The sequence below is a fragment of the Devosia sp. genome, from assembly GCF_028290435.1.
Classification (GTDB): domain Bacteria; phylum Pseudomonadota; class Alphaproteobacteria; order Rhizobiales; family Devosiaceae; genus Devosia.
This window is the reverse complement of record NZ_JAQGJV010000021.1, coordinates 26,831-52,467: the sequence shown is the minus strand read 5'-3', so window position 1 is coordinate 52,467 and position 25,637 is coordinate 26,831. Positions and strand designations below refer to the sequence as shown.

22 protein-coding genes and 1 tRNA gene are annotated in these 25,637 nt (G+C 62.2%); 8 read left to right on the top strand and 15 right to left on the bottom strand.

Annotation, left to right across the window (positions count from 1 at the left end; all coding sequences use genetic code 11):
- Positions 1-68 precede the first annotated feature (68 nt).
- The 8 genes from rpoC to secE all read right to left on the bottom strand — a co-directional run bounded on the left by rpoC (position 69) and on the right by secE (position 12,124).
- Entirely contained in the window at positions 69-4,280 is a 4,212-nt protein-coding gene (rpoC, locus tag JWP26_RS06230; protein WP_299724788.1) for a DNA-directed RNA polymerase subunit beta', read from the bottom strand.
- Positions 4,281-4,350: 70 nt separating this feature from the next.
- On the bottom strand, positions 4,351-8,484 hold the full coding sequence (rpoB, locus tag JWP26_RS06225; protein WP_299724786.1) for a DNA-directed RNA polymerase subunit beta: 4,134 nt from the start codon (positions 8,482-8,484) through the stop codon (positions 4,351-4,353).
- A gap of 346 nt (positions 8,485-8,830) precedes the next feature.
- Positions 8,831-9,202, bottom strand: coding sequence for a 50S ribosomal protein L7/L12 (rplL, locus tag JWP26_RS06220; RefSeq protein WP_299724784.1), 372 nt, complete (start codon positions 9,200-9,202; stop codon positions 8,831-8,833).
- A 68-nt stretch (positions 9,203-9,270) separates the two neighbouring features.
- Positions 9,271-9,798, bottom strand: a complete 528-nt coding sequence (gene rplJ / locus JWP26_RS06215; RefSeq protein WP_299724782.1) for a 50S ribosomal protein L10 — start codon at positions 9,796-9,798, stop codon at positions 9,271-9,273.
- A gap of 304 nt (positions 9,799-10,102) precedes the next feature.
- Entirely contained in the window at positions 10,103-10,795 is a 693-nt protein-coding gene (gene rplA, locus JWP26_RS06210) for a 50S ribosomal protein L1 (protein WP_299724780.1), read from the bottom strand.
- 3 nt (positions 10,796-10,798) lie between these two features.
- A complete protein-coding gene (gene rplK, locus JWP26_RS06205) occupies positions 10,799-11,227 on the bottom strand; it encodes a 50S ribosomal protein L11 (RefSeq protein WP_299724778.1) in 429 nt (142 codons plus the stop codon).
- A 127-nt stretch (positions 11,228-11,354) separates the two neighbouring features.
- Positions 11,355-11,885: a transcription termination/antitermination protein NusG gene (nusG, locus tag JWP26_RS06200; protein ID WP_299724776.1), complete on the bottom strand. Its 531-nt coding sequence runs from the start codon at positions 11,883-11,885 to the stop codon at positions 11,355-11,357.
- Positions 11,886-11,926: 41 nt separating this feature from the next.
- Positions 11,927-12,124, bottom strand: a complete 198-nt coding sequence (gene secE, locus JWP26_RS06195) for a preprotein translocase subunit SecE (protein WP_299724774.1) — start codon at positions 12,122-12,124, stop codon at positions 11,927-11,929.
- Positions 12,125-12,383: 259 nt separating this feature from the next.
- Between secE and JWP26_RS06190 the strand changes: the two genes are divergently transcribed.
- The 4 genes from JWP26_RS06190 to JWP26_RS06175 all read left to right on the top strand — a co-directional run bounded on the left by JWP26_RS06190 (position 12,384) and on the right by JWP26_RS06175 (position 13,638).
- Entirely contained in the window at positions 12,384-12,674 is a 291-nt protein-coding gene (locus tag JWP26_RS06190) for a hypothetical protein (protein WP_299724772.1), read from the top strand.
- Positions 12,675-12,810: 136 nt separating this feature from the next.
- Complete coding sequence (locus JWP26_RS06185) at positions 12,811-13,050, top strand: hypothetical protein (RefSeq protein ID WP_299724770.1); 240 nt, start codon at positions 12,811-12,813, stop codon at positions 13,048-13,050.
- A 101-nt stretch (positions 13,051-13,151) separates the two neighbouring features.
- Positions 13,152-13,385 carry a hypothetical protein gene (locus tag JWP26_RS06180; RefSeq protein WP_299724768.1) on the top strand — a complete coding sequence of 78 codons (234 nt, stop codon included), beginning with the start codon at positions 13,152-13,154 and terminating at the stop codon, positions 13,383-13,385.
- Positions 13,386-13,458: 73 nt separating this feature from the next.
- Positions 13,459-13,638 carry a hypothetical protein gene (locus JWP26_RS06175; protein ID WP_299724766.1) on the top strand — a complete coding sequence of 60 codons (180 nt, stop codon included), beginning with the start codon at positions 13,459-13,461 and terminating at the stop codon, positions 13,636-13,638.
- A gap of 14 nt (positions 13,639-13,652) precedes the next feature.
- On the opposite strand, the gene JWP26_RS06170 is transcribed toward JWP26_RS06175, so the two are convergent.
- Positions 13,653-13,728: transfer RNA gene (locus JWP26_RS06170), tRNA-Trp, on the bottom strand.
- Between the two features lie 56 nt (positions 13,729-13,784).
- Entirely contained in the window at positions 13,785-14,177 is a 393-nt protein-coding gene (locus JWP26_RS06165) for an MAPEG family protein (protein WP_299724764.1), read from the bottom strand.
- Between the two features lie 158 nt (positions 14,178-14,335).
- Here JWP26_RS06165 and JWP26_RS06160 point away from each other — a divergent pair, with 158 nt between their 5' ends.
- The 4 genes from JWP26_RS06160 to JWP26_RS06145 all read left to right on the top strand — a co-directional run bounded on the left by JWP26_RS06160 (position 14,336) and on the right by JWP26_RS06145 (position 19,961).
- Positions 14,336-14,629: a helix-turn-helix transcriptional regulator gene (locus JWP26_RS06160; protein ID WP_299724762.1), complete on the top strand. Its 294-nt coding sequence runs from the start codon at positions 14,336-14,338 to the stop codon at positions 14,627-14,629.
- A gap of 141 nt (positions 14,630-14,770) precedes the next feature.
- Positions 14,771-15,829 (top strand): efflux RND transporter periplasmic adaptor subunit, encoded by a 1,059-nt coding sequence (locus JWP26_RS06155; protein ID WP_299724760.1) that lies wholly within the window; start codon positions 14,771-14,773, stop codon positions 15,827-15,829.
- Positions 15,826-16,896 carry an efflux RND transporter periplasmic adaptor subunit gene (locus JWP26_RS06150; RefSeq protein ID WP_299724758.1) on the top strand — a complete coding sequence of 357 codons (1,071 nt, stop codon included), beginning with the start codon at positions 15,826-15,828 and terminating at the stop codon, positions 16,894-16,896. The genes JWP26_RS06155 and JWP26_RS06150 overlap by 4 nt, the downstream gene beginning before the upstream one ends.
- Positions 16,893-19,961, top strand: a complete 3,069-nt coding sequence (locus JWP26_RS06145; protein WP_299724756.1) for an efflux RND transporter permease subunit — start codon at positions 16,893-16,895, stop codon at positions 19,959-19,961. The genes JWP26_RS06150 and JWP26_RS06145 overlap by 4 nt, the downstream gene beginning before the upstream one ends.
- 4 nt (positions 19,962-19,965) lie before the next feature.
- On the opposite strand, the gene JWP26_RS06140 is transcribed toward JWP26_RS06145, so the two are convergent.
- The 5 genes from JWP26_RS06140 to JWP26_RS06120 form a co-directional block, all read right to left on the bottom strand.
- Complete coding sequence (locus tag JWP26_RS06140) at positions 19,966-21,573, bottom strand: FGGY-family carbohydrate kinase (RefSeq protein ID WP_299724754.1); 1,608 nt, start codon at positions 21,571-21,573, stop codon at positions 19,966-19,968.
- Positions 21,574-22,302: an SDR family oxidoreductase gene (locus JWP26_RS06135; RefSeq protein ID WP_299724752.1), complete on the bottom strand. Its 729-nt coding sequence runs from the start codon at positions 22,300-22,302 to the stop codon at positions 21,574-21,576.
- Between the two features lie 84 nt (positions 22,303-22,386).
- A complete protein-coding gene (locus JWP26_RS06130) occupies positions 22,387-23,637 on the bottom strand; it encodes a sugar ABC transporter permease (RefSeq protein ID WP_299724750.1) in 1,251 nt (416 codons plus the stop codon).
- Complete coding sequence (locus tag JWP26_RS06125) at positions 23,634-24,452, bottom strand: ATP-binding cassette domain-containing protein (RefSeq protein WP_299724748.1); 819 nt, start codon at positions 24,450-24,452, stop codon at positions 23,634-23,636. The genes JWP26_RS06130 and JWP26_RS06125 overlap by 4 nt, the downstream gene beginning before the upstream one ends.
- A gap of 59 nt (positions 24,453-24,511) precedes the next feature.
- Positions 24,512-25,579 carry a sugar ABC transporter substrate-binding protein gene (locus tag JWP26_RS06120; protein WP_299724747.1) on the bottom strand — a complete coding sequence of 356 codons (1,068 nt, stop codon included), beginning with the start codon at positions 25,577-25,579 and terminating at the stop codon, positions 24,512-24,514.
- Positions 25,580-25,637: the final 58 nt, after the last annotated feature.

Below are 25,637 nucleotides of genomic sequence, written 5' to 3'. Positions count from 1 at the left end.
CGCCGACCGCGCAAAAAGAAAGGGAGCCTAGCGGCCCCCTTCCCTAAACTTCTCGATGCGATCCGAGCTTACTCGGCTGGCGTTTCCACCGGCTTGTCGAACACGCGCGGCGACGGGATCGCGGCGGTGTTGGCCTGGCGGCGGCGTTCGTCGAGGATCAGCTCGTCGCGCTTGGCGGCGATCAGCTTGGCCGAAGTGATGCCCGCGCCGGTACCGGCTGGGATCAGGCGACCCACGATGACGTTCTCCTTGAGGCCTTCGAGCAGATCGGCCTTGCCGGAAACCGCCGCTTCCGTAAGGACGCGGGTGGTTTCCTGGAACGAAGCAGCCGACACGAACGAGCGGGTCTGCAGCGACGCCTTGGTGATGCCGAGCAGCACCGGATTGGCCGTTGCCGGCTTCTTGCCATCGGCGACCAACTGGTCGTTGAGCTCGTCGAAGTCCAGCTTGTCGAGCTGCTCGTCCTTGAGCAGACCGGTATCACCTGGATCCACGATCTCGACCTTCTGCAGCATCTGGCGAACGATCACCTCGATATGCTTGTCGTTGATCAGCACGCCCTGGAGCCGGTAGACCTCCTGGATTTCATTGACGAGGTAACGAGCAAGCTCTTCCACGCCCTTGATTGCCAGAATGTCATGCGGAGCCGGATTGCCGTCGAGGATGTATTCGCCCTTCTCGATGGTGTCGCCTTCCTGCAGATGGAATGGCTTGCCCTTCGGGATCAGGTACTCGACCGACTCTTCGCCTTCGTTATGCGGCTTGATGATGACGCGACGCTTGTTCTTGTAGTCGCGGCCAAAACCAATGATGCCGTCGATCTCGGCGATGATGGCGTGATCCTTGGGACGACGGGCTTCGAACAGCTCGGCCACACGCGGCAGACCGCCGGTGATGTCCTTGGTCTTGGCGCTTTCCAGCGGGATACGCGCCAGCACGTCGCCGGGCGAGACCTTCTGGCCAGGTTCCACGTTCAACACGGCATCCACGCTCAGCAGATAGCGCGCTTCGCCACCACGGTCGACCTTGACCACGGCACCGCTGCGAGCGATCGCCAGTGCCGGCTTGAGGCCGTCACCGCGCTGATTGGTGCGCCAATCGATCACGACGCGCTTGGTGAAGCCCGTCGCCTCGTCGGTGTTTTCCGCAACCGAGGTGCCGTCGAGCAGATCTTCGAACTGCACTTCGCCATCGACTTCGGCCAGGATCGGACGGGTGTAGGGGTCCCATTCAGCCAGACGCTGGCCGCGGCGAACCTGATCACCCTCTTTGACGAGGAGCTTGGAGCCGTAGGTCACCTTGTGGGTGCTGCGTTCCTTGCCTTCGGCATCGAGAACGGCCAGCGACACGTTACGCGCCATGACGACGAGCTTGTTGCCTTCGACCTTGACCACGTTCGGGTTGCGGATGGCGATGGTGCCTTCTGCGCCCGATTCCAGGAACGAGCTGTCGACCACCTGAGCCGTGCCACCGATGTGGAACGTGCGCATGGTGAGCTGCGTACCGGGTTCACCGATCGACTGTGCGGCGATAACGCCGACAGCTTCACCCATATTCACGGGGGTACCGCGAGCAAGGTCACGACCGTAGCAGGCCGCGCAAGTCCCCTGGCGCATATCGCAGGTCAGCGGCGAACGGATGCGGATCGACTGGATCCGGGCGTCCTCGATGATATCGACATGCTTTTCTTCGAGCAGCGTGCCCTTGGCGGCAATCAGGTCACCCGTCAGCGGGTGATTGATGTCGTCAGCGGCCGTACGGCCGAGAACGCGCTGGCCGATAGAAGCCACGATCTGGCCGGCATCGACGATCGGCTCCATGGTCAGGCCGCGATCGGTACCACAATCGGTGGAAACGATGATCGCATCCTGTGCCACGTCGACGAGACGACGGGTCAGATAGCCCGAGTTCGCGGTCTTCAACGCCGTATCCGCCAGACCCTTACGGGCACCGTGGGTGGAGTTGAAGTACTCGAGAACGTTGAGGCCTTCCTTGAAGTTAGCCGTGATCGGGGTCTCGATGATCGAGCCGTCAGGACGGGCCATCAGGCCGCGCATGCCGGCAAGCTGCTTCATCTGTGCCGGTGAACCACGAGCGCCCGAATGGCTCATCATGTAAACCGAATTGATCGGCTTCTGGCGCTTGGTTTCCTTGTCGATCTGAACGGCAGCAATGCCCTTCATCATCTCTTCGGCAACCTTGTCGCCACACTTGGCCCAGGCGTCCACGACCTTGTTGTACTTCTCGCCCTGAGTGATCAGACCGTCATTGTACTGCTGCTCGAATTCCTCAACCTGCTTACGCGCCGCTTCCACGATCGCAAACTTGCTCGGCGGAATGACCATGTCGTCCTTGCCGAACGAAATGCCGGCCTTGCAGGCATGGGTGAAGCCCAGCTGCATGACGCGGTCGCAGAAGATCACGGTCTCTTTCTGACCGCAGCCACGGTACACCGTGTCGATCATCTTGGAGATCATCTTCTTGGTCATCAGCTGGTTGGCCGTAGCGTACGGCACCGACGGATGCTTGGGAAGAATCTGGCCGATGATCATGCGGCCCGGGGTCGTTTCCACGATCTCGGTCTTGGACGCGCCGTTCTCGTCGAACGTATGGACGCGGCCCTTGATCTTGGTATGCATGGTCACGACGCCGTTGTAGAGCGCGTGTTCCAGCTCGCCCATGGACGAGAAGCTCATGCCCTGGCCGGGCTCGTTCTCGTTCAGCAGGCTGAGGTGATACAGCCCCAGCACGATATCCTGGGACGGCACGATGATCGGCTGGCCGTTGGCAGGGTGCAGAATGTTGTTGGTCGACATCATCAGGACGCGCGCTTCCAGCTGCGCTTCGAGCGACAGCGGAACGTGAACGGCCATCTGGTCGCCGTCAAAGTCGGCGTTGAATGCCGAGCAGACCAGCGGATGCAGCTGGATTGCCTTGCCTTCGATCAGGATGGGCTCGAATGCCTGGATGCCAAGACGATGCAGCGTGGGCGCACGGTTCAGCAAAACCGGGTGCTCGCGGATCACTTCGTCCAGGATATCCCAAACCTCGGGCTTTTCCTTCTCGACCAGCTTCTTGGCCTGCTTCACCGTCGACGAGAAGCCCTTGGCCTCAAGACGCGAATAGATGAAGGGCTTGAACAGCTCGAGCGCCATCTTCTTGGGCAGGCCGCACTGGTGCAGCTTGAGGTTCGGACCCACGGTGATGACCGAACGACCCGAATAGTCGACGCGCTTGCCGAGCAGGTTCTGGCGGAACCGGCCCTGCTTGCCCTTGAGCATATCAGACAGCGACTTCAGCGGACGCTTGTTGGCACCGGTGATGGTGCGGCCACGGCGGCCGTTGTCGAACAGCGCGTCAACAGCTTCCTGCAGCATGCGCTTTTCGTTGCGGATGATGATGTCCGGAGCGCGCAGCTCAATCAGACGCTTCAAGCGGTTGTTGCGGTTGATGACGCGGCGATAGAGATCGTTCAGATCGGACGTGGCGAAGCGACCGCCATCCAGCGGCACCAGTGGGCGCAGCTCGGGCGGGATGACCGGGATGATGGTCATGATCATCCACTCGGGCTTGTTGCCCGAGACGATGAACTGCTCGACGATCTTCAAGCGCTTGGCGAGCTTCTTGGGCTTAAGTTCAGTGGTAGACTCAGCAATCTCGACGCGCAGGTCGGCCGCAATCTTTTCGAGATCGAGGGCGAGCAGGATATCACGAATGGCTTCGGCGCCGATCTTGGCGGTGAAGCTGTCGGCACCATATTCGTCCTGGGCGTCAAGGAACTGCTCTTCGGAGAGCAGCTCATGCTGGCTGAACGGGGTCAGGCCGGCGTCGAGCACGACATAGTTTTCGAAGTACAGGATGCGCTCGATGTCCTTGAGCGTCATATCGAGCAGCAGCGCGATGCGCGACGGCAGGGACTTCAGGAACCAGATGTGCGCAACCGGAGCGGCCAGTTCGATATGGCCCATGCGCTCGCGGCGAACGCGAGACAGCGTGACTTCCACACCGCACTTTTCGCAGATGACGCCCTTGAACTTCATGCGCTTGTACTTGCCGCACAGGCACTCATAGTCCTTCACGGGGCCAAAGATACGCGCGCAGAACAGGCCATCGCGTTCAGGCTTGAACGTACGATAGTTGATGGTTTCTGGCTTCTTGATCTCGCCGAACGACCAGGAGAGAATCTTCTCCGGGCTCGCGATCGAAATCTTCATCTGGTCGAACGTCTGCACCGGCACTGCCGGATTGAACGGGTCCATGACGTGGGAATGATGGTTCATCAATTCTCTCCTCTATCCGTCCAGCCCTACTGGGCCAGACGGAAAATGAATGGGGTTAGGAAGTGCCGGATTACTCCGCCGCTTCCTGAGGAGGTGCGAGCTCCGCCCGGTCGGGCTCCACGACATCGCGCATGTCGAGTTCGACATTGAGGCCCAGGGAACGGATTTCCTTGACCAGAACGTTGAAGCTCTCGGGGATGCCGGGCTCGAACGTGTCGTCGCCGCGCACGATGGATTCGTAGACCTTGGTACGGCCCGCGACGTCGTCCGACTTGATCGTCAGCATTTCCTGCAGAGTATAGGCGGCGCCATAGGCTTCGAGCGCCCACACCTCCATCTCGCCGAAACGCTGCCCGCCGAACTGCGCCTTGCCGCCCAGCGGCTGCTGGGTAACGAGCGAGTAAGGACCGATCGAACGCGCGTGGATCTTGTTGTCCACAAGGTGGTCGAGCTTGAGCATATAGATATACCCAACCGTCACCTGACGATCGAACTGCTCACCGGTACGCCCGTCATAGACGGTGGACTGGCCAGAGCCCTTGAGCCCCGCCTTTTCCAGCATCTTGACGATGTCGGCTTCCTTGGCGCCGTCGAACACCGGGGTCGCGATCGAGACACCCTTGGACAGGTGCTCGCCGAGCCGGATCATGCCGTCGTCGTCGAGGTCGGTGATGCTTTCGTCGCCGGCGAACAGGTCCTGGATCTCGCTCCGGAGGGGCTTCAGATCGCCCTTCTGGTGATAGATCCGGACCATCTCGTCGATCTTCTTGCCCATGCCGGCGCAAGCCCAGCCCAGGTGGGTCTCGAGGATCTGACCAACGTTCATGCGCGAAGGCACGCCCAGCGGATTGAGCACGATGTCAACATGGGTACCGTCTTCGAGGTACGGCATGTCTTCGATCGGCACGATGCGCGAGACCACGCCCTTGTTGCCGTGACGGCCGGCCATCTTGTCGCCCGGCTGGATCTTGCGCTTGGTTGCGATGAAGACCTTGACCATCTTCATCACGCCCGGCGGAAGTTCGTCACCGCGCTGCAGCTTGTCCACCTTGTCGATGAAGCGCTGTTCCAGCAGACGACGGCTCTCTTCATACTGAGCATGAAGCGCCTCCATCTCGGTCATGACCTTGTCGTCCTCGACCGCGAACTGCCACCACTTGGAGCGGGGCTGGGCCTCGAACATCTGGTCATTCAGCTTGGTGCCGACGACATAGCCCTTGGGGCCAGCCGTTGCAGCCTTGCCGAACAGCATCTCCTTGAGACGTGCATAGACGTTACGGTCGAGGATCGACTGTTCGTCGTCACGGTCCTTGGCGAGACGTTCGATTTCCTCGCGCTCGATAGCCATGGCGCGCTCGTCCTTGTCGATGCCGTGGCGATTGAACACGCGCACTTCAACAACAGTACCAGCATCGCCCGGCGGCACGCGCAGGGAGGTGTCACGAACGTCAGATGCCTTTTCGCCGAAGATGGCGCGGAGCAGCTTTTCTTCCGGCGTCATCGGCGATTCACCCTTGGGGGTGATCTTGCCGACGAGGATGTCGCCGGGAGCGACTTCCGCACCGATATGCACGATACCGGCTTCGTCGAGGTTCTTCAGCGCTTCTTCAGAAACGTTCGGAATGTCGCGCGTGATTTCCTCAGGCCCAAGCTTGGTATCGCGGGCCATCACTTCGTATTCCTCGATATGGATCGAGGTGAAGACGTCGTTCATGGCAATCCGTTCGGACAGCAGGATCGAATCTTCGAAGTTGTAGCCATTCCACGGCATGAAGGCGACGAGCACGTTGCGGCCAAGGGCGAGATCGCCCAGGTCCGTCGACGGGCCGTCGGCGATGATGTCGCCCTGGTTGATGTGATCGCCAACGACGACCAGCGGACGCTGATTGATACAGGTCGACTGGTTCGAACGCTGGAACTTCATCAGGTTGTAGATATCGACGCCGGACTTGCTGGCATCGGTTTCTTCGGTGGCGCGGATAACGATACGGGTCGCGTCGACCTGGTCGACGATGCCCTTGCGCTTGGAGACGATGGCGGCGCCCGAGTCACGAGCCACGACAGCTTCCATGCCCGTGCCCACGAACGGAGCGTGAGCCCGCAGCAGTGGCACAGCCTGGCGCTGCATGTTCGAGCCCATCAGAGCGCGGTTGGCGTCGTCGTTCTCGAGGAACGGGATCAACGAGGCGGCAACCGACACCATCTGCTTGGGCGAAACGTCCATCAAGTCCACGTTTTCACGCGGCGTCAGGCCGTTGTCGCCGGCATGGCGGGCAATGACGAGTTCGTCATTGAGTTCGCCCTTGGCGTTGATCTTGACGTTGGCCTGAGCGACGTAGTGCTTGGCCTCTTCCATCGCCGACAGATAGACGACGTCATCGGTGATGATGCCATCGACCAGCTTGCGGTATGGCGTCTCGATGAAGCCGTACTTGTTGACGCGGGCGAAGGTCGACAGCGAGTTGATCAGACCAATGTTCGGGCCTTCCGGCGTCTCAATCGGGCAGATACGGCCGTAATGGGTCGGGTGCACGTCGCGCACTTCGAAACCAGCACGCTCGCGGGTCAGACCACCAGGCCCAAGCGCCGACAGGCGACGCTTGTGGGTGATTTCCGACAGCGGATTGGTCTGATCCATGAACTGGCTGAGCTGGCTCGAGCCAAAGAATTCACGCACAGCAGCCGCAGCCGGCTTGGCGTTGATCAGGTCCTGCGGCATCACCGTGTCGATTTCGACCGATGACATGCGTTCCTTGATCGCCCGTTCCATGCGCAGCAGGCCGAGGCGATAGGAATTCTCCATCAGCTCGCCCACCGAGCGAACGCGACGGTTGCCAAGGTTGTCGATGTCGTCGATTTCGCCACGGCCGTCGCGCAGGTCCACCAGGGTCCGCACGACTTCCACGATGTCTTCCTTGCGCAGCACGCGCACGGTGTCTTCAGCGGTCAGGTCGAGACGCATGTTCATCTTGACGCGGCCCACGGCGGACAGGTCATAACGCTCGCTGTCGAAGAACAGCGACTTGAACATGGCTTCGGCCGTATCCACGGTCGGCGGCTCGCCGGGGCGCATGACGCGGTAGATGTCGAACAGCGCGTCTTCGCGGCTTTCGTTCTTGTCCACGGCCAGCGTGTTGCGGATATAAGCGCCGATGGTGATGTGGTCGATGTCGAGGATCGGCAGTTCGTCAAAGCCGAGGTCCATCAGCTTGGCGAGAACCTTCTCGTCGATCTCGTCGCCGGCTTCGACATAGACTTCGCCGGTCTGCATGTTGATCAGGTCTTCGGCAACATACATGCCGTAGAGATCTTCATTGACCGCGAGCAGGTGCGTCAGGCCGTTCTCGGCCAGCTTCTTGGCCTGGCGGGCCGCAAGCTTCTTGCCACCTTCATGGACGACGTCGCCGGTCTTGGCATCGATCAGGTCATGGCTTGGCTTGGCGCCCTTCCACTTCTCGGCATCGTAGGGAACGCGCCAGCCCTTCTCGGTCTTTTCGTAGTTCAGCGTCTTGTAATAGGTGCTGAGGATTTCCTCGGCATCCATGCCCAGCGCCTTGAGCAGCGACGTGACTGGAATCTTGCGGCGGCGATCGATACGGGCGAACACCACGTCCTTGGCGTCGAATTCGATATCGAGCCACGAGCCGCGGTAGGGAATGATACGACCGGCAAACAGCAGCTTGCCCGACGAATGGGTCTTGCCCTTGTCGTGATCGAAGAACACGCCAGGCGAACGATGCATCTGCGAGACGATAACGCGCTCGGTGCCGTTGACGATAAAGGTGCCGTTCATCGTCATGAAGGGCATGTCGCCCATATAGACGTCCTGCTCCTTGATATCCTTAACCGAGCGGGCGCCGGTTTCTTCGTCCACTTCGAACACGATCAGCCGCAGCGTCACCTTGAGCGGGGCAGCGAACGTGATGTCGCGCGCACGGCACTCGTCGATGTCGTACTTCGGCGCTTCGAATTCGTACTTCACGAATTCGAGAGAGGCCGTGTTGGAAAAGTCGGTGATCGGAAAAACCGAACGGAAGACGGATTGAAGCCCTTCATCGGGACGGCCACCCTTGGGCTCGTCGACGAGGAGGAACTGATCATAGGAAGCCTTCTGGACTTCGATCAGGTTGGGCATCTCCGTGACTTCGCGAATGGAACCGAAGGACTTGCGTACCTTGCGGCGGCCGTTGAACGTGGTAGCCATGAAAGCTCCTAGTTGTGCGATTTGTCTCGGAGGCAAATATCCAAAACTCCGACTATCAGCCGTCGGACCTCAGGATAGTTGCCCTTAATGGGCGCTCGTTTCGGCTCGTAATGCCTATGCCTGCCCCAGCCAAGGGCAGAAAGCCCGAAAACGCCAAACACCCCATGGTCAGCAAACCATAGGGCAAAATCGGTGTTACCGTGCCTTAGACATCAAATTCGTCATATATTCCGCAAATGGCGCCAGGGACCCATCCAATCGGTCCGGCGAATCGTATCTCGCATAAAAACAGATACGAGATGGCACATAATGCGCCATCTCGCTAAATTCAAGCCGTAAAGTCGAATTACTTGAGTTCGACCTTGGCGCCGGCAGCTTCGAGCTTTGCCTTGATGTCAGCAGATTCCTGCTTGTTCGCGCCTTCCTTGATGGCCTTCGGTGCGGACTCGACGAGTGCCTTGGCTTCGCCAAGACCCAGGCCGGTGATCGCACGGACTTCCTTGATGACGTTGATCTTGTTCTCGCCGAACGAGACCAGGATCACGTCAAATTCAGTCTTTTCTTCTACCGGAGCGGCAGCAGCGGCAGCAGGGCCGGCAGCGGCAGCAGGAGCGGCAGCGGAAACGCCCCACTTCTCTTCCAGCATCTTGGACAGCTCAGAAGCTTCCAGAACGGTCAGGGCAGACAGGTCGTCTACGATTTTGGCGAGATCAGCCATTTGATAAATCTCTCTTTTTTACGTGTGTTAGGTTCGAACCATGGGTGGCCCAGGATGGGCCGATGGGATTACGCTGCTTCGCTTTCAGTGCTCTTTTCCGCATGAGCGGCCAACACGCGAGCGATATTGCCAGCCGGCGCCACGATGACGGACGCGATACGCGTTGCGGGCTGCAGAAGCATCCCGGCCAGCGTTGCACGCAGTTCATCGAGCGAAGGCATGGTCGCCAGCGCCTTGACGTTATTCGCGTCAAGCGCGGTCTTGCCCATGGCGCCACCAAGAACGACGTATTTCGCGTTCTTTTCAGCAAACTTTGCCGCAATCTTGGGCGCAGTCATGGGGTCGGCCGCATAAGCGATGACGATCGGCCCGGTAAACAGGGCCGACATGTCCGCATTGTCGGTGTCTTTAAGAGCAAGCTTGGCAAGACGGTTTTTGGCGATTTTTACCTGTCCGCCGGCCTTCTTGATCTCGCGACGAAGCGATTCAAGATTAGACACGGTCAGACCGGCATTCTGCGCAAGGACGATCGATCCAGCGCCCGACAGGGCTGACTGGAGCGATGCGACAAGCTCACGCTTTTCCGCTCTTTCCACTGCTAGTCTCCACATTGAGCCCGGCGATATTCAGCCGGACCATTGCCAATTGCTGCCCTCCGAAGCCCGTAAACGGGTGGAGGAGCAACGGTTACATGCCTGTGAACCGCTACCCCGAGGGGCAACCGGCCTGGTTCGAACCGACGTGTCCAACCTCGCGGCCGGAAATTTCGGTCTTCACCCCATCTATGCTGGCGCCCTTCGGGCATTAAGCTGAGCTGGATCGCTCAGTACCGGCAGTCTCGGACAGGACTTCCACCCCCGCGAAGGGGCGACCCGGGCGGTCGAAACCGCCCGGAATTCTTTAGAGAGCCGAAGCCGGCTCGATATGCACGCCCGGACCCATGGTCGAGCTGAGGGCGACGCGCTTGACATAGGTGCCCTTGGCGCCGGCAGGCTTGGACTTCAGAACGGCGTCGGTGAACGCCTTGATGTTCTGCAGCAACGCTTCGTCCGAGAACGAAACCTTGCCGACGCCAGCATGCAGGATACCGGCCTTCTCGACGCGGTATTCCACGGCGCCGCCCTTGGCAGCCTTGACGGCACCGGCGACATCGGGAGTAACCGTGCCGACCTTGGGGTTTGGCATCAGGTTGCGTGGCCCGAGGATCTTGCCGAGACGGCCGACCAGCGGCATCATGTCGGGCGTGGCAATGCAACGATCGAAATCGATCTTGCCAGCCATGATCTGTTCCATCAGGTCTTCGGCGCCAACGATATCGGCACCAGCCTTGCGGGCTTCTTCGGCCTTGGCGTCCTTGGCGAACACAGCCACGCGCACGGTCTTGCCCGTGCCGTTCGGCAGGTTCACCACACCACGGACCATCTGGTCGGCGTGGCGCGGATCGACGCCCAGGTTGATGGCGACTTCGATGGTCTCGTCGAACTTGGCGGTGGCGCGAGCCTTCACCATCTTCAGAGCCTCATCGAGCTTGTACAGCTTGTTGCGGTCGATGCCTTCGCGGGCCTTGGCCAGCTTCTTACCAACGTGTGCCATCTATCAACCCTCGACCTGAATGCCCATGGAACGGGCAGAGCCAGCAATCATCGACACAGCAGCGTCGATATTGTCGGCGTTGAGATCCTTCATCTTCTTGGTGGCGATATCACGCAGCTGAGCCACGGTGATGGTGCCAGCCGATTCCTTGCCCGGCAGCTTGCTGCCCGACTTCAGGTTGACGGCCTTCTTGATGAAGTAGCTGACCGGCGGCTGCTTCATCTCGAAAGTGAAGCTCTTGTCCGCATAGGCAGTGATCACGACTGGAATGGGCGAACCCTTTTCCATTTCCTGCGTGGCGGCATTGAACGCCTTGCAGAATTCCATGATGTTCAGACCGCGCTGACCGAGCGCGGGCCCGATCGGCGGGGATGGGGTTGCGGAACCCGCAGCCACTTGCAGCTTTACGTAGCCAACGATTTTCTTTGCCATAATCGTCCTATTTAAAAATGCCCGGTGTCACCCGGACCGTTGACGCTGTGGTGTGAGGTTTTGCGGAGGCTTGGCAGCCACCACCCTCTCCCACAGATTTTCACGAGACCTGAGCCTCGTGGTTTGATCAGACCTTTTCGACCTGACCGTATTCGAGCTCCACCGGAGTGGGACGCCCGAAAATTGAAACTTCGACCTTGAGCCGCGCGCGCTCCTCGTCGACTTCCTCGACGATACCGTTGAAGGAAGCGAACGGGCCATCCGAAACGCGGACGCTCTCGCCCACTTCGAACGACACGGAGGGCTTGGGATGCTCAACGCCTTCCTGCACCTGCTGCAGGATAGCCATGGCTTCCTTTTCCGAAATCGGCATCGGCTTGTTGTCCGAACCGAGGAACCCGGTAACCTTGGGCGTATTCTTGATCAGGTGGAACGCCTCATCGGTCATGTCCATCTTGACCAGGACGTAGCCTGGAAAGAACTTGCGCTCGGTATCGACCTTGCGGCCACGACGGATTTCGACGACCTTTTCGGTCGGCACGATCACATCCTCGAACAGGTGCTCAAGCTTCTTCTGCGCAACCTTCTGACGGATGTCTTCCGCAACCTTGCGCTCGAAATTCGAATATGCCTGAACGATATACCAGCGCTTTGCCATGCAGCGTCGCCGCTCCTAATTCTATAAAGTCGGGGACCCGCTTACGCGCGGATCGAAAGCATCAGCTGCACCAGATACGAGATAATCTGGTCGGCGATCAGGAAGAACAGGCTCGCGGCGGTCACCAGCACAAGCACCATCACGGTCGAAACCAGGACCTCGTTACGGGTCGGCCAAGTGACCTTGGAGACTTCCGTACGGACCTGCTGGAAGAAAGTGATCGGGTTCGTCCGGGCCATCAGCTAACTCAATTCGTGCAGTTTTTGGTGCAAAACCAAAGGCCGCGCAGTTAACCCGCACGGCTTGAGGGGCCTATCTATGCAATTGCGACACGATTTGCAACACCGCCGTGACAGAAATTAAACACCTCATCACCAATCTGTGCGCGAGCCGCGTTAATCAGAATCGCAGAATTCTGTGAATTGGCCTTGCGCGGCAATATGCAATGGCATTTGATCAAAATGCAGCCCATTTGTGGCAGCAATGGGGGCATCAAAGATGTCGTTCGAGGTCAAGTCTTGTGAAGTGCTGTATTATGGACCGCACCGCACCATCACCGGTCGCATGACCGGTGTCGTTCGCGTCAAGATTCGCGAGCAATTCATGGGTACATTGACTGATTACTCGCTCGACCTCAAGGTGCGTGCCGAAACTGGGTTCCGGCCGTCCGGCGAAGTCAAGAGCGCACTGCTCGCCCACGCCGCCCGCCAGCTCAACAAGATCAAGGAACGCCACGCGCGGCCGACCATCGCCGCCAACGTCCCGCGCCCGGCCGTCGCTGCCGAATAAGTTCGTCATCGACCGGCCCTTTACGGGCAAGTGCCGCAAATCTTGATTTGCATCATGGCCCGCCACGCCCCATCTTGTGGGGATGAAACCGCAAACCACCATTAAATCCGGCCTGGCAATACTGGCACTCCTTGGTATGGCGCTGCCCGCGATGGCGGCGTGCCCATCCCTGCCCGATGGTCCTGCCAGCGATAACGTCACCAATGGCCAGCAGCAGGCCCTGTGCCTGCAGCAGGAATTGCACGACAGCACCATGGACCGAAACGCCCAAACCCAGTTCGACAGCCTCAAGAGCACGATCCAGCAGCAGCAGATCCAGCGCCGCTTCGACCAATTGCCCACCATCACGCGCCCCACACCCTGGGACCGGAAATAGGCGGGCGCTCGGCCGCACGCTGAGCATTCCCCTCGCGCTACGAATAAAGCCCATTTGCCCTGCGCCCATGATAGGCCTGCGCTTCAAACCAGCGAGGCCTTATGGCAACCGCCTTTATCGTGCAGAGTTTTCAGCTCAAGGGCCGCAAGCTCACCCCTGACCCCATCAAGACCGCCAAGACCGCAGAAGCCTGCATCGCCCTTGCCGAACGCATGGGTGAATACAAGGCCGGCGTCTTCGCCTTCTCCCAGGAAGTCGATATCGAAACCGACACGTATGACGAACCCCGCGTCCTGCTCCGCCTCGGCACCCTGCCCCCCGGCCTGCCCGAATAGTCCGTCAGCGCGTCGCGCCGTCTTGAGCCGCGTCAATATGTTTGGTCTAGTCCCGCCCTATTGGGAGGATTTAATGACCAAGGATTTGATCTGGAAAGCGGCGCTCGCCCTCGTGGGCTGCATAGCCGGCGCCTATATGGGCCAGGAACTGCTCGGCGGCGCGGCGCTCGGCTGGGCGGTCACCGGCGCGATCGTCGCAGCGACCTGCTGGCCGCTGTTCCGAACGTTGGTGGACCGGCGCAACCTGCGCTAATGTCTAGATTTGCCTGGCAGGGGCGGGGGGACTCGAACCCACGACCCTCGGTTTTGGAGACCGATGCTCTACCAACTGAGCTACACCCCTTCAGGCGAGGCAGTGTCTAAAGGCAAAGCCGCTGCCATGCAAGACCCTGCGACGCGTTAGCTCCAGATATGTGGAACCAACGGAATGCCCATCGCCAGCGCGCCCAGCACGCCAAGCAGGAAACAGATCGAGCGCCAGGGGCTGAGGCCGCGCATGTAGCAGACGACGTGCCCTGCCCGCGCCAGGAAATAAACCGCCCCACCGACGAGGGACAACCAGCCCTGCTCGCCCAGAACGATCGACAAAATCGCCAGGGTGAGGAATACCGGCAGGGTTTCCTGCAGATTGGCGAGCGCCCGCCGCGACCGCGCCAGCTCGCGGGTGGGCTCGGGCAGGTCGTCGCGTGGACCCGTTTGAACCTCGGAACCGACCTGTTCGGTCAGGTAGCGCCCGGGCAACATCACCTGGACCAGCAGCAAAATGAGCACCAGAAAAATAATCAACAACATCGACTTAACCTTGCCCCTCGCGGCTAAACTGCCGCTTCAATGCCCGCACAACGCAGATGGAGCAATAAAGATCATCCAGACCGCGGCGGCAGCCACTGGCGAATCGTCGCGCCCCGTGGCCAAGTTTTGAATTCCGCGGCAGGAAAGCCAGTGATTTCGTGACCGAGCCAACCAGCGAGCAGATCGCCGCCATCGCCCAGACCTACCGTCTGCTGGGCGATACCACGCGGCTGCGCATCCTGTTGGCGTGCCTCGACACCCCCTGCCCGGTCAACGAGATCGCCCGCCGCGTCGACGCCTCCCAGTCGCTGGTCAGCCACCACCTGCGCCTGCTGCGCGCCGCCCGTCTGGTGCGCGGCACCCGCCAGAATCGCCAGGTGCTCTACGAGGCCGACGACGAGCATATCCGCCACATGCTGATCGATATGATCGAACACGTCAGGGAAGCCTAACGTTCACCGCAAATACGGCCTTATCCTGAGCCTGATAAAAAAGCCTTTCCCAATGGGCACGACTAGGCCAACCTGAACGCCTGGGCTCAGAGCGTGGGGAGCGGTCACATGAGGGGCGGGCCATTGGCTGCCAGGGCATTGGTGTCGGTTGCATTGGGTCTTGCCGTTGCCGCTTGCGGCGCAGCGCCCGAGCCGGCTGCGAAGGCCGCCACCATTGTGGATGCCCAGACGATATCCCTTGAGGATTTTGCGCCACAGCTTACCCTGACCGGCACTATCCAGGCGCGCAACGAAACGCAGTTGGCCTTCCGGGTCACTGGCCAGGTCACCGAACGGCTGGTCGATGTCGGCGACCATGTCGACGCCGGACAGGTGCTCGCCCGGATCGATGGTGCCGGCCAGCAGGCGGACCTTGAGGCGGCCCAAGCCGGGCTCGATGCCGCCAAGGCCCAGGTGGATGTGGCGCAAGCCACCTTCGATCGGCAGACGTCCCTGCTGGCCCAGGGCGTCATCACCCGCAGCAGTTTCGAAACGGCGCAAACGGCCCTGCAAACGGCGCAAGGCTCGCGTGACGCCGCTCAAGCCCAGCTCGATACCGCCAAGGAAGCGTTGACCTACACTACACTGGCCGCGCCCGCGGCAGGGGTCATCACCAAGCGCAATCTTGAAGTCGGCGAAGTCGCCCAGGCCGCTTCCCCCATTTTCGTGGTGGCCGAGGACGGTCCGCGCGATGCGGTGTTCAATGTGCAGGAATCGGCGTTTCTTGGCCAGGCCGGCGATGTCAGCATCGAGTTGGCGCTGACCGCCGACGCCAGCGTCATCGCCAAGGGCAGCATACGCGAAGTGTCGCCGGTCCTTGATCCCGAGACCGGCACGGTTCTGGTCAAGGTGTCCATCGACAATCCCCCCGCCGGCATGACGCTGGGCGGCTCGGTGGCCGGCACCGTGGCGGCGAGCCCCACCCAGCAGGCGATATTGCCGTGGAGCGCCCTGTGGTCGCGCGATGGCGAACCCTCCGTCTGGGTGATCGATCCGCAGAACGACACTGTCTCGCTACAGCCAGTCACGGTCAAAACCTACCAAACGGGCAGCGTGGTCATCGCTTCCGGCCTGCAGGCGGGGCAATTGGTCGTGACGCAAGGCGGCAAGCTGCTGGTGCCGGGTCAAACCGTTGCTATAGCGCAGGGGGCGAGCAAATGAAGGCCCGGACATTCGTCCTCCCCCTGGCGGCCCTGGCCCTGGCCGCTTGCCAGAAAGCCCCAGAGGCGCCCGCGCCGATCCGCCCGGTCCTCTCCATCGCGGTCCAGCCTCAAACCAGCGCCGGAGCCAGCTTCGTCGGCACGGTTGAGCCCCAGGTCACCGCGGCATTGGCCTTCCGGCTCGGCGGTACTCTGGTGAACCGCAATGTCGATGTCGGCGCGTCGGTCAAAGCCGGCGACGTGCTCGCCAGCATCGAATCCACAACTCTCGTGCTCGCGGTGAAGTCGGCGAACGCCAATCTCGCCAATGCGCAGGCGCAGTTCCAGAATGCTGAGGCGGCCGAGGGCCGGCTCGCCGCATTGCTGCAAACCGACACGATCAGCCAGGCCAATCTCGAACAGGCCCAGCAGCAGACCAAGGCGGCGCAGGCCGGCGTCGTGCAGGCGCAATCGAGCGTGACCCAGGCGAGCGATCAATTGGGCTATGCGCAGCTCGTCGCCGGCTTCGACGGCATCGTCACCGCTGTGGGCGCCGAAAGCGGGCAAGTGGTCACGCCGGGGCAGGCAGTCGTAACCCTGGCCCAGCCGGACGCACGCGATATCGTCATCGACGTGCCGGACGCCTTCGCGCAAAGCGTCGCCATCGGCACCAAATTCACCGTCGCCCTGCAGCTCGCGCCCCAGATTACCGCGACCGGAACGCTGCGCGAAATCGCCCCCCAGGCCGACGAGGTCACCCGATTGCGGCGGCTGCGGATCGGCCTGGAACAGCCGCCAGCCAGCTTCTGGCTCGGCACCACCGCTGTTGCCACGGCTCCCGTTACCGACGCGGATCAAATCGCCCTGCCCGCCTCGGCGGTGAATCTTACTGGTGCATCCGCGTCGGTGTGGGTCGTCGATGAACCGAAGGGCACGGTGGCATCCCGGCCGGTGCAGGCAGGCCCGCCAGTTGGCGGCCTGATCCCGATCCTGTCCGGCCTCAAGCCCGGCGAGCGGGTGGTCACTGCTGGCGTTCATAGCCTCACCGAGGGTCAGCAAGTCAGGTTCGACACAGGAGCCGTGCCATGAAGGGGTTCAACCTTTCCGACTGGGCTCTCGAGCACCGCGCCATCGTCTGGTATTTCATGATCGTGGCGGTCGTGGCCGGCTTCTTCTCCTACCTGAACCTGGGCCGCGAGGAAGACCCAGCCTTCACCATCCGCACCATGGTGGTCTCCGCACAATGGCCTGGCGCCGATGCCGAACAGGTCGCCCTGCAGGTCACCGAACGGATCGAACGCCAACTCCAGGACCTGCCCAGCCTCGATTATAGCCGCTCCATCAGCACCTCGGGCCAGACCACGGTCTATGTGAACCTTCGCAGTTCCACGCCCGCCGCCACGGTGCCGTCGATCTGGTTGCAGGTGCGGGCGATGATCAACGATATCCGCACCTCATTCCCCCAAGGTGTGACCGGCCCCTTCTTCAACGACCGCTTCGGCGACGTCTACGGCAATATCTATGCCTTTACCGGCGACGGCCTCACCCAGCGCCAGTTGCGCGATTATGTCGAGGATGCGCGCTCCCGCATCCTGTCGGTCCCCAATGCCGGCCGCGTCGATGTTATCGGCGCGCAGAACGACGTCATCCACCTCGAATTTTCCACGCGAAAACTCGCGGCCTTGGGCATCAGCGCCCAGGCGGTGATCGCCACCCTGCAAGACCAGAACGCGGTCTCCCCCTCCGGGGTCATCGATGCTGGACCCGAACGGATCAATATTCGCGTCGGCGGTCAGTTCACCTCCGAAGAAAGCCTTCGCCAGTTGAACCTGCGGGTTGGTGGCCGGTTCTTCCGGCTGGCGGACGTTGCCGATATTTCCCGTGGCTATGTCGATCCGCCCACGGCGCTGTTTCGCTATAACGGCGTGAACGCTATCGGGCTGGCGATCGGCATGCGCGCTGGCGGCAACCTTCTCACTTTTGGCGCAGCGGTCGACGAAAAAGTCGCCGAGATCACCCGCGACCTGCCTATCGGCGTCGATGTCCACTTGGTCTCGGACCAGCCCAAAGTGGTGGAAGAGGCTGTCAACGGCTTTACCACTGCCCTGTTCGAAGCCATCGGCATCGTGCTGGTCGTCTGCTTCCTGAGCCTGGGCTTCCGCGCGGGCCTCGTGGTGGCCTTCTCCATCCCGATCGTCTTGACCATAGTGTTCCTGGCCATGTCGTATCTGGGCATTTCGCTGCAACGCGTCTCGCTCGGCGCGCTGATCATCGCGCTGGGCCTCCTGGTCGATGACGCGATGATCGCGGTCGAGATGATGGTGTCGCGCCTTGAGGCCGGCGATACGCTGCGCAAGGCGGCCACCGCCGTTTATACTTCGACCGCCTTCCCGATGCTCACCGGTACGTTGGTGACCGTCGCCGGCTTTATCCCCATCGGTCTGAACACCAGCTCTGCCGGCGAATTCACCTTCACTCTGTTCGTGGTGCTAGCCATTGCGCTCTGCGTATCATGGGTCGTGGCGGTGATCTTCACCCCGCTGATCGGCGTGTCGATCCTGCCCAAGACCCTGAAACACAAACAGGAGGGCGGCGGCCGCCTGATGGGCGCATTCGCCACCTTCCTGCAAACTTGCATGCGGCTGCGCTGGCTCACAATCGGCGTGACTGTCCTGATCTTCGCCGGATCGGTCTATGGCGTCACCTTCGTCCAAAGCCAGTTCTTCCCTGCCTCCGATCGACCCGAGCTGATCGTCGATTGGAACCTGCCGCAGAACAGCTCGATCGGCGAGACCAGCGCCCAAATCGCCAAATTCGAAGCTGAAGCCCTGACCGGCAATACCGATATCGAGCATTGGTCCAGCTATGTGGGCCAAGGCGCGCCGCGCTTCGTGCTGGCCTTCGACTCCCCCACGGCCATGCCCTCGACGGGCCAAACCGTTATCGTCACCAAGGGCAACGACGTGCGCGACCGCGTCGCCGCCCAGCTCACCGATTACCTGCGCAAAACCTTCCCCGGCACCGACGCCGTGATCAAGACGCTGTCGCTCGGCCCTCCGGTGGGACGGCCGATCCAATACCGCATCAGCGGCCCTGATATCAAGGTGCTGCGCGACCAGGCCTATGCACTGGCCGCGGCCATCCAGACCAATCCCGATCTCGGCCAAGTCGGCTTCGACTGGATGGAGCCTTCGCGCACGGTCCAGGTCAATGTGCTAGAGGACAAGGCGCGCCAGCTCGGTATTACGACGGCCGACATCACCTCCGCGCTCAACGGCATCACCAGCGGCACCACCATCACGCAGGTGCAGGACAGCATTTATCTCGTCAACATCGTCGGCCGCGCCGAAAGCTCCGAACGCGGTTCCATCGAAACCCTGCAAAACCTGCAGCTTTCAACCGGCGACGGCCGCGCCGTGCCCCTCGCCGCGGTCGCCACCTTCGAATACCGGCTCGAACAGCCCGTCATCATCCGCCGCGACCGCGTCCCGACGCTGACGGTCAGCGCCGGTGTAAATGGCGACGTGCAGCCCGCGACCGTGGCCACCGCGCTCGGGCCAGTGGTCGCCGAGCTGGAGGCCAAGCTGCCTCCGGGCTACTCGATCGCCGAGGGCGGCACGGCCGAAAGCAGCGCGGAATCGATCGCGCCAATTCTGGCGGTTGCCCCGCTCATGCTGTTCGTCATGGCCACCATCCTCATGATCCAGCTCCAGAGCTTTTCGCGCCTGTTCCTGGTTGTCGCCGTCGCACCGCTTGCCCTGATCGGCGTGGTTGCGGCCCTGCTGCCCACCGGCAAGCCGCTCGGCTTCGTGGCGATCCTGGGGGTCCTCGCCCTGATCGGCATCCTGATCCGCAATTCGGTGATCCTGATCGTCCAGATCGAGCATCTGCGCAGTGAAGGCAGGCCGCCCTGGGAGGCAGTCGTGGAAGCCACACAGCATCGCGTGCGGCCAATCCTGCTGACTGCCCTCGCCGCCAGCCTGGGCCTGATCCCGATTGCCGGCGAAATCTTCTGGGGCCCGATGGCCTTCGCCATGATCGGCGGCATCGTCGTCGGCACCGTGCTGACGCTGATCTTCCTGCCGGCGCTCTATGTCACCTGGTTCCGCATCAAGCCTGCGGCGAACGCGGAGCCGGTGCCCGAGCTGCCATAGAAGTTCAGCGGATGTCGCGCACGCCTCGCGCCGCATACTGAAGCACCCGGTAGGCCGCGCTACGTGCGTTGTGCCAAGCGCGAGCAGCGTCCGCCGGTTCATAGGTTTGGCCGAGGGCGCTCATGGCCGACATGGCCGCGTTGGCATCGGCGAAATTGCCGAAGGCCAGGGCGCCGAGGATCGCCGCCCCCACCAGAACCGGCTCGTCCGCATCGGTGGCGGCCACGGTGAGGCCGGTCGTGTCGGCCAAAATCTGCCTGACCAGCGGGCTTTGCGCGGCGCCGCCACTCACCACGATAGTGTCGATCGATATGCCTTCCTCCGTCTGGGCGGCGAGGATCTGACGCAGCCCATAGCCGATCCCAGCCAGTCCCGCCAGATACAGCCCCACCAGCGTATCCACCCCACCATCCATGCCCAGGCCGGCGATCAGAGCCCTGGCATCGGGATCGGCGAACGGCGCGCGGTTGCCCAAAAACTCCGGCACCACATGAATGCCACCGACCAGTTGCGGCAATTGCGCCGCGCCGCCGCGTCGATCGGCCTCGCGCGCCAGCCAGCCGACCAGCGACAGCCCTTCGGACCTGGCCAATTCGCGTGTGGCGGCAGCAGCCGGGTGGTACTGCACCAACTGCTCGATGGCCGCCCCGGCGGCGGATTGGCCGCCTTCGTTCAGCCAGAAGCCGGGCACCATGGCCGAGTAATACGGCCCCCACACACCGGGCACGAAGGCCGGAGCCCATGTCGTCGACATCGAACAGGCCGAGGTGCCGAAAACATAGGCCATGCGGGACTCGACGCTCCCCGGCCCGCCCCGCGCGCCCACCGTGCCGAGACCACCCGCATGCGCGTCGATCAGTCCGGCGCCCACCGCAATGCCGGCAGGCAGACCGAAATCGGCGGCGGCGGCCGCATTCAGGCCCGTCCCTAAGGCCGTGCCGCCGGGCACGACTTGCGTGCCGATCCGCGCAAAGCCTTCTGCCGCCAGATCGCCCAGCCCGATGCCCTCGAAATAGCTCGGGTCCCAGCGGCTTTCATGGGCCAGATAGGTCCACTTGCAGGTCAACGTACAAATCGAACGCGCCAGACTGCCGGTGGCGCGCCAGGTCAAGTAATCCGCCAGATCGAAGAACTGCCAGGCACCAGTATACGTGTCCGGCTTGTTTTCCTTGAGCCACAGCAGCTTCGGCGTCTCCATCTCGGGCGAAATCACCCCACCGACATAGATCAGGACCTTGTGCCCTAGCGCATTAATCCTGGCCGCCTGCTCTGTCGCCCGGTGGTCCATCCAGACGATAATGTTGCGCTCGGCCGCCTCACCCACCGGTAGCGGCGCGCCTTGCGCATCGACCACCACCAGCGAACAGGTCGCATCGAACCCGATGCCCTTGATCGCGCCGGGATCGACCGCGCTTTGAGCGACTGCCGTCCGCACGCTGGCGGCCACGGCTCGCCAGATGTCCTCGCTCGATTGCTCGGCAATGTCTCCCGGCGCCTGATGCAGCAGGATATCGTGCTTACCCGAACCGAGCATGGTGCCCGCAGCATCGAACACCCCCGCGCGGGCGCTGCCGGTGCCAACATCCACGCCGATGAAATAGGGTCCACTCATCTAAAGGTCGTTGCTCTGTGGCAGGATCACCAAGTCCCGAATGGTCACGTTGCGCGGTCGCGTCAGCATGAACTTGACCGCGGCGGCGACCTCGGTCGGCTCCATCAGGTCGCCCGCAGCCAGCGCAGCGTCGAGCTTATCCTTCGGCCAGTCGCTGATCAACGCCGTCACCACCGGTCCGGGCGCTACAGCCCCCACACGTATCCCATGTGGCGCCATCTGCCGCCGCACCGTGTGCACGAACGCCTGGATGGCGTGTTTGGAGGCCGTGTAGATCGGCTCCCACACCACCGGCACCAGCCCGGCGATCGAGCTGGTCATGATGATATCGCCCGTCTTGCGCGCGATCATGTGCGGCAAGACGGCGTGGACCGAACGGAACGCCGCGTTAATGTTGAGGTTGAGCATCCGGTCCCACTGGTCCGGATCGCCCTCGGCAATTGGCCCACCCACGTAGGAGCCAGCATTGGCGTGAAAGATATCGAGCTGACCTGCCCAGTCCAGAATTTTTGGCAACATGGTCGCGACGCTGGCCGCATTGGTCAGGTCGATCACCACCGGCAAGGCGCGCTCTCCCAGCCCGGCGCAGATGTCGCGCAGCTTGGCCTCGTCGCGGTCCACCAGCGCCACGCGAGCGCCGGCGTCCAGCAGGGTCCTGGCGCATTCGAGGCCGATACCCGAGGCCGCCCCGGTGATGGCGGCAACGCGATCTGACAAATCCTGGTCCATGGATAGGCTCTTTCAATAGGGTCGATAAGGTGCCGCGAACGGCGCGAACCGGCAGACGCGCAAACGGCGCCTGCCGAAGATGGATCAGGCGCGGCCGTGCATGACGCGTGAGCGCCGCGCCAGGGAATCGACGATGACCGCGACCGCGAGCACGCCGCCGGTGATCATGTAGCGGAGCGACGAACTCAGATCGAGCAGGGTCAGGCCATTGGCGATGGACTGGATGACGATGATGCCGAGCAGGGCCGAATAGGCGCTGCCGCGGCCACCGAAAAGGCTCGTGCCGCCAATCACCGCTGCCGCGATGGCGTTGAGATTGACATCGCCAGTGCCCGCCTGCTGGCTGGCCGAGGCCAGGCGCGAAGCCGCCAGCATGCCGCCAAGCGCGGCAAACATGGCGCAGAATACGAAGGCGCTGGTGTAGATCGCCTTGACGTTGATGCCGGCGCGGCGAGCCGCTTCGCGGTTGCCGCCCACGGCGGTCATCGAGCGGCCCCACTGGGTGCGGGTCAGCGCATAATTCATGCCCACGACGAGCAGCACGAACAGGGCGAACATCCACGGCACGCCCCGCGATGTGTTGAGATAGGCCACGGCCAGTTCAAGACCGAGCGTCACCACGACGGCGAAAAAGAGGACGCCGCCGAGAGACTTGGAGGACAATCCAGCCTCCCGGCGGCGAGCGGCCGTGCGATATCCGGTGACGAGCATCGCAATACCAGGAAGAGCGGCAAGGCCGTAGGCGATTGGCTGCGGCATGGTCAGCAACTGGCCGAAATTTACCAGCGGCGAGCCATACGGCAGGTTGATCGAGCCGGTGCCGCCCAGAATATAGAGCTGCAGCCCCAGCACGGCCAGCAGTCCTGCAAGGGTGGCCACGAAGCTGGGCATGCCGAAGCGGTTGTAGAGCTGGGCGTAGATATAGCCGATCAGCCCACCCACCGCGAGCGCGCCGAGGATGGCCAGCGGCACCGGCCAGCCGTGGTTGACCCACAGCACGCCCAGCAGCGCCGAGGCAAAACCGCTGACCGAGCCGATCGACAGATCGATCTCGCCCACCATCAGCATCAGCACCACACCAAGCGCGATCACGCCGACCGTCGAGGAATCGAACAGCAGGTTGACGAGGTTCGTGCTGGACAGGAAAATCGGATTGAGCGCGGTGAACACCGTCCAGATGACCACGAGGCCCACCACCACCGGCAGCGCACCGAGATCGCCGGAACGCACCCGGTCGAGGAAGGCGCTAATCGCCCCGCCAATGCCAGCTTCGTGCTTCACGCGAACATCGGCGCGGTCGAGCAACTGCTCCTGTTTGTCGACATTGTTGCTCATGGCTGTACATCCCCACTGAGATTGGCTTCGGCCTTGCGACCGGCGCGGCGCGAGACCGAATTGTCCGAAGCGCCGGTGATGGCGCCCACCAGCTCCGCATTGCTCGCGTCGGGGTAGAAGACGCCATTATTCTTGCCCAGCCGCAGCACCACGATGCGGTCGGCGACGGCGCGCACGTCCTCCATATTGTGGCTGATCATGACCACGCCGAGCCCACGATCGCGGACGCGTTCGATCAGGTTGAGCACTTCGGCCGTTTGGGCGACGCCCAGGGCCGCGGTGGGCTCGTCGAGCAGGATGATCTTAGGGTCGAGCAGCAGCGAGCGGGCAATTGCCACGGTCTGGCGTTGCCCGCCCGACAGCGAGGCCACTGCCTCGCGCACGCTGGGAATGCGGGCCGACAATTCGTTGAGCAGCTTCCACGAGCGGATTTCCATGCCCACTTCGTCGAGCTGGAGCGGGTTGAGCTCCTTGCCCAGGAAGATATTGGCCACCACGTCGAGGTTTTCGCACAGTGCCAGGTCCTGGAACACGGTGGCGATGCCGATGGCCAGCGACGCGGACGGATTGGGAAGGCTCACCTGTTGCCCGCGCACCTGGATCGTGCCCGAAGTCGGCAGATGCACGCCGGAGAGGATCTTGACCAGCGTCGACTTGCCCGCGCCATTGTCGCCCACCAAGGCCACCACTTCGCCGGCATGCACGTCGAGGTCGATATCGGTCAGCGCCGAAACTGCGCCGAAATTCTTACAAATGCCGCGCAGGCTGAGGAGCAGCTCGCCGGTCGCGGCGCTATCGCTGGATGGGTCGGTCATCGTGGGCGAGCCTTGTGCTGGAGGGTGCCTGGCCCCGGTATGGGGCCAGGCAGAGGGGTTTACGGCGTGATGCCGAGGGCCTTGCAGCCATCGACATAGCGATCGACGCAGAGCACGTCGGCGCCGACAATGCCCTTGTCGACGATCTCGGCCTTGAGGTTCTCGGCGGTCACCACGGCCGGCACGAAGAGCTGGCTGGGGGTGTCGTAAAGCGTCGTCTCAGCCTTGGGCGTTTCACCCTTGAGCAGCGTCACGGCGACATTGGCGGCGGCGGCGGCCACGATCTCGCTAGGCTTGGAGATGGTGTTGTACTGGTCGCCAGCGATAATGAGCTGGAGCGCGGCAATCGTCGCGTCATTGCCGGATACCGGCGGCACCGGATTGACGCCGGCTGCCTTGAAGGCCGCGATGGCGCCGCCACCGGTGCCGTCATTGGCCGCCACCACGCCCACGATCTGCGTGCCGAAGCGCGCGATCTGGCCGCTGGCCCATTCCTGTGCCTTGGGCGGTGCCCAATCGGGGGTGTCGAACTCGGCGAGCGTCTTGTATCCGGCCGTGGCGATGCCTTCGTGGATGCCGTCCTTGATCAGGCCGGCTGCGGCGTCGGTTGGCGAGCCGTTGATCTGCAGGATGCCCACTCCATCGGTGGCCACGCCCTCTTTCGTCAGATGACCCACCAGCGATTCCGCGATGGCCTTGCCGATACCCTGGTTATCGAACGAGACGTAGAAATCGGCCTTGGCGCCGGGAATGGGGCGATCATAGGCGATGACCTTGACACCCTGGCTCTGTGCCGCCTGCACCATGCCGGCAGCAGCCGAGGAATCCACCGGATCGAGCACAATGACCTTGGCGCCTTGCGTGATCACCGAATTGAACTGCTGGCTCTGCTTGGTCGCGTCCGCATCGGCGTTGAGATAGATGACCTTGCAGGTCTCGCAGAGCTTCTTCATCTCGGCTTGGAAGCCCGGGAAATCATGCTCTTCATAGCGGGTGGATGCCTGGTCGGGCATCAGGAAAGCGACGGTGGAATTGGCGATATCGGCCTGCGCCATGGCGGCGGTGCCGCTGAGCAGCACGAGGCCCAGAGCCGCCATGCCGATGCGCGCGCTCAAGAATTTAGTCATGCGATCTTCTCCCATTGATGTGGATTGCAGCCTTGGGCTGCGCTACAGATTTGCGAGA

What these genes read in the sequence shown, in the direction of transcription:
- JWP26_RS06150 (WP_299724758.1), top strand. Translation starts at nt 15,826, where the DNA reads ATGAAGGCCCGGACATTCGTCCTCCCCCTGGCGGCCCTGGCCCTGGCC.
- JWP26_RS06180 (WP_299724768.1), top strand. Translation starts at nt 13,152, where the DNA reads ATGGCAACCGCCTTTATCGTGCAGAGTTTTCAGCTCAAGGGCCGCAAG.
- rplL (WP_299724784.1), bottom strand. Translation starts at nt 9,202, where the DNA reads ATGGCTGATCTCGCCAAAATCGTAGACGACCTGTCTGCCCTGACCGTT.
- rplA (WP_299724780.1), bottom strand. Translation starts at nt 10,795, where the DNA reads ATGGCACACGTTGGTAAGAAGCTGGCCAAGGCCCGCGAAGGCATCGAC.
- JWP26_RS06165 (WP_299724764.1), bottom strand. Translation starts at nt 14,177, where the DNA reads ATGTTGTTGATTATTTTTCTGGTGCTCATTTTGCTGCTGGTCCAGGTG.
- JWP26_RS06140 (WP_299724754.1), bottom strand. Translation starts at nt 21,573, where the DNA reads ATGAGTGGACCCTATTTCATCGGCGTGGATGTTGGCACCGGCAGCGCC.
- nusG (WP_299724776.1), bottom strand. Translation starts at nt 11,885, where the DNA reads ATGGCAAAGCGCTGGTATATCGTTCAGGCATATTCGAATTTCGAGCGC.
- JWP26_RS06175 (WP_299724766.1), top strand. Translation starts at nt 13,459, where the DNA reads ATGACCAAGGATTTGATCTGGAAAGCGGCGCTCGCCCTCGTGGGCTGC.
- JWP26_RS06120 (WP_299724747.1), bottom strand. Translation starts at nt 25,579, where the DNA reads ATGACTAAATTCTTGAGCGCGCGCATCGGCATGGCGGCTCTGGGCCTC.
- JWP26_RS06130 (WP_299724750.1), bottom strand. Translation starts at nt 23,637, where the DNA reads ATGAGCAACAATGTCGACAAACAGGAGCAGTTGCTCGACCGCGCCGAT.
- JWP26_RS06135 (WP_299724752.1), bottom strand. Translation starts at nt 22,302, where the DNA reads ATGGACCAGGATTTGTCAGATCGCGTTGCCGCCATCACCGGGGCGGCC.
- JWP26_RS06145 (WP_299724756.1), top strand. Translation starts at nt 16,893, where the DNA reads ATGAAGGGGTTCAACCTTTCCGACTGGGCTCTCGAGCACCGCGCCATC.
- rpoB (WP_299724786.1), bottom strand. Translation starts at nt 8,484, where the DNA reads ATGGCTACCACGTTCAACGGCCGCCGCAAGGTACGCAAGTCCTTCGGT.
- secE (WP_299724774.1), bottom strand. Translation starts at nt 12,124, where the DNA reads ATGGCCCGGACGAACCCGATCACTTTCTTCCAGCAGGTCCGTACGGAA.
- JWP26_RS06185 (WP_299724770.1), top strand. Translation starts at nt 12,811, where the DNA reads ATGGCGCTGCCCGCGATGGCGGCGTGCCCATCCCTGCCCGATGGTCCT.
- JWP26_RS06125 (WP_299724748.1), bottom strand. Translation starts at nt 24,452, where the DNA reads ATGACCGACCCATCCAGCGATAGCGCCGCGACCGGCGAGCTGCTCCTC.
- rplK (WP_299724778.1), bottom strand. Translation starts at nt 11,227, where the DNA reads ATGGCAAAGAAAATCGTTGGCTACGTAAAGCTGCAAGTGGCTGCGGGT.
- rpoC (WP_299724788.1), bottom strand. Translation starts at nt 4,280, where the DNA reads ATGAACCATCATTCCCACGTCATGGACCCGTTCAATCCGGCAGTGCCG.
- JWP26_RS06190 (WP_299724772.1), top strand. Translation starts at nt 12,384, where the DNA reads ATGTCGTTCGAGGTCAAGTCTTGTGAAGTGCTGTATTATGGACCGCAC.